This is a genomic window from Aeromicrobium sp. (assembly GCF_050700635.1).
Taxonomy (GTDB): Bacteria; Actinomycetota; Actinomycetes; order Propionibacteriales; family Nocardioidaceae; genus Aeromicrobium.
Genome location: NZ_JBOHDT010000150.1, coordinates 1 through 8,503 on the forward strand (window position 1 = coordinate 1; position 8,503 = coordinate 8,503).

The 8,503-nt window shown below is 68.6% G+C and carries 8 protein-coding genes; 2 read left to right on the top strand and 6 right to left on the bottom strand.

What is annotated here, in order from left to right; translation table 11 throughout:
- The 3 genes from ACRDPN_RS11465 to ACRDPN_RS11475 all read right to left on the bottom strand — a co-directional run.
- Window positions 1-1,197, bottom strand: a 1,197-nt coding sequence (locus ACRDPN_RS11465; RefSeq protein WP_431447777.1) for an aspartate ammonia-lyase, incomplete at its 3' end; no start/stop codon positions are given.
- Window positions 1,198-1,275: 78 nt separating this feature from the next.
- On the bottom strand, window positions 1,276-2,379 hold the full coding sequence (locus tag ACRDPN_RS11470) for a branched-chain amino acid aminotransferase (RefSeq protein WP_431447780.1): 1,104 nt from the start codon (window positions 2,377-2,379) through the stop codon (window positions 1,276-1,278).
- A gap of 41 nt (window positions 2,380-2,420) precedes the next feature.
- Complete coding sequence (locus ACRDPN_RS11475; RefSeq protein ID WP_431447783.1) at window positions 2,421-3,488, bottom strand: 3-isopropylmalate dehydrogenase; 1,068 nt, start codon at window positions 3,486-3,488, stop codon at window positions 2,421-2,423.
- A 481-nt stretch (window positions 3,489-3,969) separates the two neighbouring features.
- Here ACRDPN_RS11475 and ACRDPN_RS11480 point away from each other — a divergent pair, with 481 nt between their 5' ends.
- Entirely contained in the window at window positions 3,970-4,533 is a 564-nt protein-coding gene (locus ACRDPN_RS11480; RefSeq protein ID WP_431447786.1) for an O-methyltransferase, read from the top strand.
- A gap of 7 nt (window positions 4,534-4,540) precedes the next feature.
- Here the strand turns inward: ACRDPN_RS11480 and ACRDPN_RS11485 are convergent, their stop codons facing one another.
- From ACRDPN_RS11485 to ACRDPN_RS11495, 3 genes are read right to left on the bottom strand one after another with little or no spacing between them, the layout of a single operon-like run.
- On the bottom strand, window positions 4,541-6,094 hold the full coding sequence (locus tag ACRDPN_RS11485; RefSeq protein WP_431447789.1) for an amino acid permease: 1,554 nt from the start codon (window positions 6,092-6,094) through the stop codon (window positions 4,541-4,543).
- 32 nt (window positions 6,095-6,126) lie between these two features.
- Entirely contained in the window at window positions 6,127-6,771 is a 645-nt protein-coding gene (locus ACRDPN_RS11490) for a YczE/YyaS/YitT family protein (RefSeq protein ID WP_431447792.1), read from the bottom strand.
- Window positions 6,768-6,938: a hypothetical protein gene (locus tag ACRDPN_RS11495; protein WP_431447795.1), complete on the bottom strand. Its 171-nt coding sequence runs from the start codon at window positions 6,936-6,938 to the stop codon at window positions 6,768-6,770. Before ACRDPN_RS11495 ends, ACRDPN_RS11490 begins: the two co-directional genes overlap by 4 nt.
- 60 nt (window positions 6,939-6,998) lie before the next feature.
- Between ACRDPN_RS11495 and ACRDPN_RS11500 the strand changes: the two genes are divergently transcribed.
- Window positions 6,999-8,429 (top strand): PLP-dependent aminotransferase family protein, encoded by a 1,431-nt coding sequence (locus ACRDPN_RS11500; RefSeq protein ID WP_431447798.1) that lies wholly within the window; start codon window positions 6,999-7,001, stop codon window positions 8,427-8,429.
- The last annotated feature ends 74 nt before the right edge of the window (window positions 8,430-8,503 follow it).

Consider the following 8,503-nt stretch of genomic DNA (forward strand, 5'->3'; position numbering starts at 1 on the left):
CAGGTCGCGATTGGCGGTGATGCCGTCGACGCAGCGCGACGAGAGCACGAGGATCGCCTCGCGAAGCCGGTAGATGCCCGCCGACAGCGAGTAGCAGATGACCGGCTCGAAGGCGTTGAGCTGAAGCTGCCCTGCCTCGGCGGCCATGGTGACGGTGACGTCCATGCCGATGACCTGGAACGCCACCTGGTTGACGACCTCGGGGATGACCGGGTTGACCTTGCCGGGCATGATGCTCGACCCGGCCTGGACGGCTGGGAGGTTGATCTCGTTCAGGCCGGCGCGTGGCCCGGACGACAGCAGCCTCAGGTCGTTGCAGATCTTGGACAGCTTGACCGCGACGCGCTTGAGAACGCCGGACAGCTGCACGAACGCGCCGCAGTCCTGGGTGGCCTCGATGAGGTCGACCGCGCTCTCGAGCGGGAGCCCGGTGAGCGTGGCCAGGTGCTCGCAGGCGATCGGGACGTAACCCACCGGCGCATTGAGCTGGGTCCCGATGGCGGTGGCGCCGAGGTTGATCTCGTGCAGCATCATGACGGCCTCGGACAACCGCGATCGGTCCTCACCGAGCATCACGCCATACGTGCCGAACTCCTGACCGAGCGTCATGGGGACGGCGTCCTGCATCTGGGTGCGACCCATCTTGAGGACGTCGCGGAACTCCTCGGACTTCCGCATGAAGGATTCCTGCAGGATCTCCATCGCGTTGAGCAGCGAGTGGGTGGCCAGGATGATGGCGATCTTGATCGAGGTCGGGTAGACGTCGTTGGTCGACTGGCTCAAGTTGACGTGCTCGTTGGGGTGGAGGTGGTGGTACTCCCCCTTCTTGTGACCGAGGAGCTCCAGCGCCCGGTTCGCGATGACCTCGTTGGCGTTCATGTTGGTCGAGGTTCCGGCGCCGCCCTGCATGACGTCGACGACGAACTCGTCGTGCAGCTCGCCGGCCCGGATCTCTTCGCAGGCCTGACGGATGGCGACGAATCGTTCGTCGTCGAGCAGGCCCAGCTGGTGGTTGGTGGTGGCGGCGGCCTGCTTGACCAACGCGAGGGCCTCGACCAGGAACGGGCTCAAACCGATCGGGATCCCGGTGATCGGGAAGTTCTCCAACGCGCGCAGCGAGTGGATACCCCAGTAGGCGTCCAGCGGAACCTCGCGCTCACCGATCAGGTCGTGCTCGGTGCGAGTCGCGACGGTCATTCTTGGTCCTCCTTAGGCGTGGTGACCCGGGTCACAACCACCCATCCAACCACGCGGTGCGGTCCCAGCCTGAGGAGGTCAGGCGGGGAGCACCTGCGTCATCCAGCCGTGTTGATCGTCGGCACGGCCGTACTGGATGTCGACCAGGGCGGAGCGGATGTCGAGGGTGACCTTTCCGGCTTCGCCGTCTGACGCTAGCGCCTCGCCACCGTCCCACTTGAGAGCGCCGACCGGCGTGACGACCGCGGCGGTGCCGCAGGCGAAGACCTCGGTGATCGTGCCGTCGGCGCAGCCCTCGCGCCACTCGTCGATGCTCACCCGGCGCTCGATGACGTCGTGGCCGAGGTCGCGCGCGAGGGTCAGGATCGAGTCGCGGGTGATGCCCTCGAGGATCGAGCCGGACAGCGACGGGGTGACGATCGAGCCGTCGGACTGCACGAAGTACAGGTTCATCCCGCCCAGCTCCTCGACCCAGTGGTGCTCGGCGGAGTCGAGGAAGGCCACCTGCGCGCAGCCGTGCTCGGCCGCCTCCTGCTGTGGGAGCAGGCTGGAGGCATAGTTGCCGCCGCACTTGGCGTTCCCGGTGCCGCCGGCACCCGCGCGGGCGTACTCGGTGGACAGCCAGATCGAGACCGGCTTGACGCCGCCCGGGAAATAGGGGCCCGCCGGTGACGTGATCACCGAGTAGGTGACGTGATGCGCGGGCCGAACGCCGAGGAACACCTCGGAGGCGAACATGAACGGCCGCACGTACAGACTCTTCTCCTCGCCGCGTGGCACCCACTCGCGATCGGTCTCGATCAGGGTCCGGATGGAGCCGAGGAACCACTCCTCGGGGAGCTCGGGAAGGGCTAGCCGCCGCGCCGACCTCCGCATGCGGGTGGCGTTGGCCTCCGGGCGGAACAACCAGACCGACCCATCGGCGTGGCCGTACGCCTTGAGTCCCTCGAAGATCTCCTGCGCGTAGTGCAGGACAGCGGTCGCCGGGTCGATCGTGAGCGGGCCATAGGGCACGACACGGGCATCGACCCAGCCAGCGTCCGGCGTCCACTCGGCCAAGAACATGTGGTCAGAGAAATGGTTGCCGAAGCCTGGATCGGCGAGAATCGCGTCGCGCTGCTCGGGAGTCCGCGGGTGCGGATTCGGCTCGAGCCGGCTGGTGAACGCGGGTGCTGGAGTCATGGCAGTCACGGTAATACCTTCTCGGGTCGGGGGTGTCGGTGTCAGGCCACCGATACACCTCCAGCCACGCGCGCTGCGATGGCCTCGCCCACCTCCGTAGTAGAGCGCACAGTGGTGCGCCCAGTCGTGCGTTCGCTGATGTCAGCCTCGACCGCTGCGGTGACCTTCGCGGCGGCTTCGGGCAGGCCAAGGTGGTCGAGCAGGAGTGCGCCGGACAAGATCGCGGCCGTCGGGTCGGCCTTGCCCTGGCCCGCGATGTCAGGTGCCGAGCCGTGCACGGGCTCGAACATGCTCGGCGTGGTGCGGTCCGGGTTGACGTTTCCGCTGGCAGCAAGGCCGATGCCGCCGGTGATGGCCGCAGCGAGGTCGGTGAGGATGTCGCCGAACAGGTTGTCGGTGACGATGACATCGAAGCGTGCCGGGTCGGAGACCATGAAGATCGTGGCCGCGTCGACGTGCAGGTAGTCGACCGTGACGTCCGGGAACTCCGTGGCCACGGTGTCGACTGTGCGACTCCAGAGGTGGCCCGCATGGACCAGGACGTTGTTCTTGTGCACCAGCGTCAGATTCTTGCGCGGGCGCGCCTGAGCGCGCGCGAAGGCGTCGCGCACGACCCGTTCGACACCGAAGGCGGTGTTGACACTGACCTCGGTGGCCATCTCCTGCGGTGTGCCGACGCGGATCGCGCCACCGTTGCCGACATAGGGGCCCTCGGTGCCCTCGCGGACGACCACGAAGTCGACGTCACCCGGGTCGGCCAGTGGCGTGGGAACGCCGGGGAACAGCCTGGACGGACGCAGGTTGACGTAGTGGTCGAGCTCGAAGCGCAGCCTCAGCAGCAGTCCCCGCTCCAGCACGCCCGACGGGACACTAGGGTCGCCGACCGCACCGAGCAGAATCGCATCGTGGCCACGGATCTCCGCCAGCACCGAGTCGGGCAGGGTCTCCCCCGTCGCATGCCACCGGTTCGCGCCGAGGTCGTACTCGGTGCGGGCGAAGGTGACGTCGTGGTCGGCAGTGACGGCATCGAGCACTGTCAGGGCCTGAGCGGTCACCTCAGGACCGATTCCGTCGCCGGGCACCACGGCCAGCGAGAAAGCGCGAGTCATCTGTTCATCCTAGGGAGCGAGTCTCAGGATCTGAAACCCACGTCTTGAATGGTGATCAGTTGTCCTCGGGGGGTTCTTGGGGCTCGACGTCGAGGGCCGTAGCCTCGTCGCGCAGGTGAGCCGGTCCCCATTCGATCAGCTGGGGGTTCATGTCAATCCTCATCTCAGTCGGGTCGGGTATGGGGATCCGGCGGGGTCCGACGTACCGCCAGGCCAGTACCCGGTGATCGACCGAGGAAACAGGAGAGGAGATCAGATCGTGAACAGCATCCCTGCGGCGGAAACGTCGGGCCAACGCCGAAACTCCGCGGCAGGGTATGGCCCTAAGTGGACCTGCCGCGGCAAGCGATGACTACGAGCTGCTTCCGCACGGACCCAGCATAACCTGTCGACTCCGTCTGCCTGCGGCGTCCCACCAAATGGTCCAGCGGCTGAGACGTCGCCCGGATGGCTTGAACGGCATGCGTGCGAGACTGAGTTGGTGAGCGCACCCACCGACATTCCCGTCCTCGTCGCGAGCGCGCTCAACCTCTCACGCGAACGCGGGTTCATCACGTCCACGCGACACGAGACGGGCCGGCTGCTGGCCGCCCTGGCCGCTTCTCGGGAGGGCACGCTGGCCGAGCTTGGCACCGGATGCGGGGTCGGGTCGGCCTGGTTGTCCAGCGGCGCGGCCAAGGATGCGCGCATCGTGAGCGCCGAGCTCGACCCCTCGCTGGCCGAGGAGGTGCAGCGCCTGTTCGCTGACGTCGAGAACGTCGAGGTCGTGTCCGGCGACTGGTCGACGCTCGAGCAGTACGCCCCGTTCTCGCTGCTGTTCGTCGACGTCCGCGATGTCATGGAGAGCATCGACGTACTCGCCGACCTGCTCGAGCCGGGTGGCATCGCCGTGCTCGACGACTTCGTGCCCTCGAGCCACTGGCCGCCGATCGTCGACGGTCACGTCGACTCGGTGCGCGAGCAGTGGCTCACGGACGAGCGCTTCACCGCCGTGGAGATGCTCATCGACCCGGACGCCTCGGTGCTCATCGCCACCCGGCGATAGACCCGACTCAAATGTCCGCGCGGTGGGAACCTCCGTGCGTGCGTCGCGGCGCCCGCGCCGGCATCGGTGTGTCGTCGAGGCCGGGGTCGTAGCTGCCCACGAGCGCGCTGTGGCGGCGTCCGTACAGCAGGTACAGCGCGAGACCCACGGCCATCCAGATGGCGAAGTCACGCCAGGTCTTGGGCTCGAGGTTGAGCGAGAGCCACACCGTGGCGAGCAGCGACAGGATCGGCACGAGGGGTACCAGTGGAACGCGGAATCCTCGCTCGAGGTTCGGTTGCGTGCGCCGCAGCGAGATGACGGCCACGGAGCAGAAGCCGAAGGCGAACAAGGTGGCGAGCACCAGCAGCTGCTCGCGCGTCGCGGTCCCGGGATCGAGCGCCAGCAGACCGGCTGCCACGCCGGCGACAAGGGCCGCCCGCGTCGGGGCTGATCCGGACCCGACGTTCGACAGCGCCGGCGGCAGGAGTCCGTCGCGCCCCATGGCGAACAGCACCCGGCTCTGGGCGATGAGCACCACGAGAACGACCGTCGTGAGGGCGAGCAGGGCGCCGATGTTGATAACGTCGGCGGCCCATCCGGTGCCGACGGCCTGCAGCGCGTCCGACACCGGGGCGTCGGTGCCCAGCTCCTCATAGGGGCGCAGGCCGACGAGAACGGTGGACATCGCGACGTAGAGGGCGGTGACGATTCCGATGGCAGCGAGCATCGCCCTGGGAATGCTCTTCCGTGGGTCCTTGGCGTCCTCGGCGGCCGTGGCGATGAGGTCGAAGCCGATGAACGCGAAGACGATCACGCCGGCCGCCGTGAAGATGCCCATCACGCCGAACGCGTCGCCTGCTGCCTCGTCGAGGAAGTACTGGAGCACCGATCCGCGGGCCCCTTGACCGGAGACGGGCTCGGGGACGAACGGCGAGTAGTTGTCGGAGTCGACCTTGGTGGCGCCGATGGCGATCACGAGCACGACCGCCGTCAGCTTGATCGAGACGATCGTGGCGAGGATCCGACCGGACAGCTGCGTTCCGGCCATGACGAGAAGCATCAGGATCACCACGAGCAGCATGGCCACCCATCCGACGCCCTGGTCGATCTGCGCGTGCTCGGTGATGGTGGCGGGAAGGGCGACGTCGAAGCCCTCGACCGTGGCGACGAAGTAGGCGGCCCACACGCGCGAGACCAGGGCCGCGGCCACCACCAGCTCGAGCACCAGCGCCCAGCCGACCACCCAGGCCCAGATCTCGCCGAAGGCGACATATGTGAACGTGTAGGCACTGCCGGCGACGGGGATGGTGGAGGACAGCTCTGCGTACGACAGAGCCGCGAGGACGCACACCACCGCCGCGACCAGGAAGGAGATGATGACGGCCGGGCCGGCCATGGTCGCCGCTTGGATGCCGGCCAGGGAGAAGATGCCTGCGCCGATCATGACGCCGAGCGCGAGGAAGATCAGCAGACCGGTGCCGAATACCTCGGGCAACCGGTGTCGTGCGTTCGTGACACGAAGCATCGCGAGCTCGGGCGGGAGGCGACGCGCGCGACCGCCCTGGAACTTCTCGGCCATCCGTGCAAGGTACCGACCATCCTGCGGGGTTGTCAGCCCAGGTCCAGCTGGACCTGCGTCGACAGCAGGAAGAACTGAACCGTGGGGCCGATCGTCAACGCGTAGAGCACCGTTCCGACGCCGACCGTGCCACCGAGGACGAACCCGACGACGAGCACCGTCATCTCGATGGTGGTTCGCCACAGACGGACGCTGCGCCCCGTGCGACGCACCAGACCCAGCCACAGACCGTCGCGCGGACCGGGACCCAGATGCGCTCCGATGTAGAGGGCGCCTGCGAGGCCGTTGCCGAATACGCCAGCGAGGAGCAGGAGCGTCCTCAGCCAGAGCTCGTCCGGTCGGTCGACGAGGGCGAGCCCGGCGTCAGCGGCCAGCCCGATGATGACGACGTTGAGCACCGTGCCGAGACCCGGCACCTGCCGCAAGGGGATCCAGAGCAGCAGCACGACGGCGCCGACCGCGATGACGACCTGACCGAAGGTGAGCGGCACGTGCTCGGTAATGCCTTGATGGAACACGTCCCATGGGTCGAGCCCCAGCCCCGAGCGCACCATCAGGGCCATGGTGAAGCCGTACAGCACCAGGCCGACCACGAGCTGGGTGATGCGGCGCGGAAGCCGACCGGCGCGGACCTGCTCCACCGAGCCCAGGCTCGGTGGCACGTATGCCGCCGTCACGGACGCGGCTGCAGGAAGACGATCGGCAGGCCCCAGGAGTCGAACTCCACCTCCGCGCGATGACTCCGCGGGGGCGGGCGCAGGCCGTACCCGTCGGCCACGATCGTCACCGCCAACGCGAAGAGAATCGCGAAGACGGCCACAAGGGCGATCAGCAGGAGAACCATGACTCCATTCTGCTCCCAATTGGCCTTCAAAGGTATAGCCAATCGTGAGAGAGTGGCCCCATGTCCGCCACCCTCTCCGCGGCCCGTCTGGCCGCGGCACTCACACCGCCAGTCGGTGTGGCGTACCGCGACCTGGCCGACCAGATCCGGATGCTGATCGTCGACGGACGCATCACGGCCGGTTCCCGTCTGCCCAGTGAGCGCGAGCTGGCCGCAGCCACAGGGGTCAGCCGCACCACCACCGCCCGTGTGTACGCCGAGCTCCGCGAGGCAGGTCTGCTGCGGTCGCGGCGGGGCTCGGGGAGCGTCGTCTGCGTCCCGTTCGGGGAGTCCAGTGCGAGCAGCCTGATCGTCACACCCGCCGACGACACGGGCATCGCCCTGACGTATGCGGCCCCCGTCGCGCCGTCCGGGCTCGGGCGGGCGTTCGAGGCCGCCACGGCGAGACTGCCCGGGCTCCTGTCGACCCCCGGCTACCTGCCGGACGGTCTGCCGGCGCTCCGCGAGCTCCTGGCAGAGCGGTACGCGGCGCGCGGCCTGCCCACGTCGCCCGACCAGATCGTGGTGACGAGTGGCGCGCTCAGCGCGGTGTCGCTGGTCGCGCGCGCGTTCGTCGAGCAGGGCGACCGGGTGCTGGTCGAGTCGGTGAGCTACCCGCACGCCCACGAGGCGTTCGTGTCAGCCGGTGCGCGGCTGATGCCGGTCCCGGTGGTCGCCGACGGCCCGTGGGACGTCGAGGCGGCCGTCGCCATGCTGTCGTCCGGTCGCCATCTCGCCGCCTACCTGATCCCGGACTTCCACAACCCCACCGCCGCCGTCATGAGCGAGTCCGAGCGCGGCACCCTCGCGCGCGCGATGCGACAAACCGGAACGCTGGCGGTGATCGACGAGTCGATGCGCGACGTCAACCTCGACGGTGTCGCGCTGCCGCCGTCGTTCGGCTCGTTCGACCGCGACACCCTGCTCGTCGACTCCGCGTCCAAGACGATCTGGGGTGGCCTGCGCGTCGGCTGGATCAGGGCACCGCACGACCTGGTGATGCCGCTGGTCCAGGCCCGGATGATGCACGACCTCGGCACCGCCGCGTTCGAGCAGCTCGTGCTGGCCGAGGTGCTGCGCGATCCGGAGCCGGTGATGACCAGCGCGCTGGACGGCTTCCGCAGCCAGCGGGACCACCTCGTCGCCCTGCTCGCCGAGCATCTCCCCGAGCTGGACGTCGCCCGGCCCGCGGGCGGTCTCTCGGTGTGGGCCGGCCTCCCCGACCACAACTCCACCCGACTCGTCGCGGCCGCGCGGGACCACGGGCTGCTGCTCACTCCGGGTCCACGGTTCTTCACCGGCGCGCCGATCGCGGGCGAGGCGTTCCTGCGCCTGCCGTACACGCAGAGCCCCGCCGTGCTGGACGACGCGGTGCACCGGCTGGCCAAGGCGTACGAGGGACGTCGCGCCGACCACGCACCGGCCGGACCCCGTCTCGATCTCATCGCCTGAGCACCGGCCGTCGGAGCGTACGATCTGGCCATGCACGCCGACGCCGATCGTGGGGGTGTCCGACTCGCGGAGCT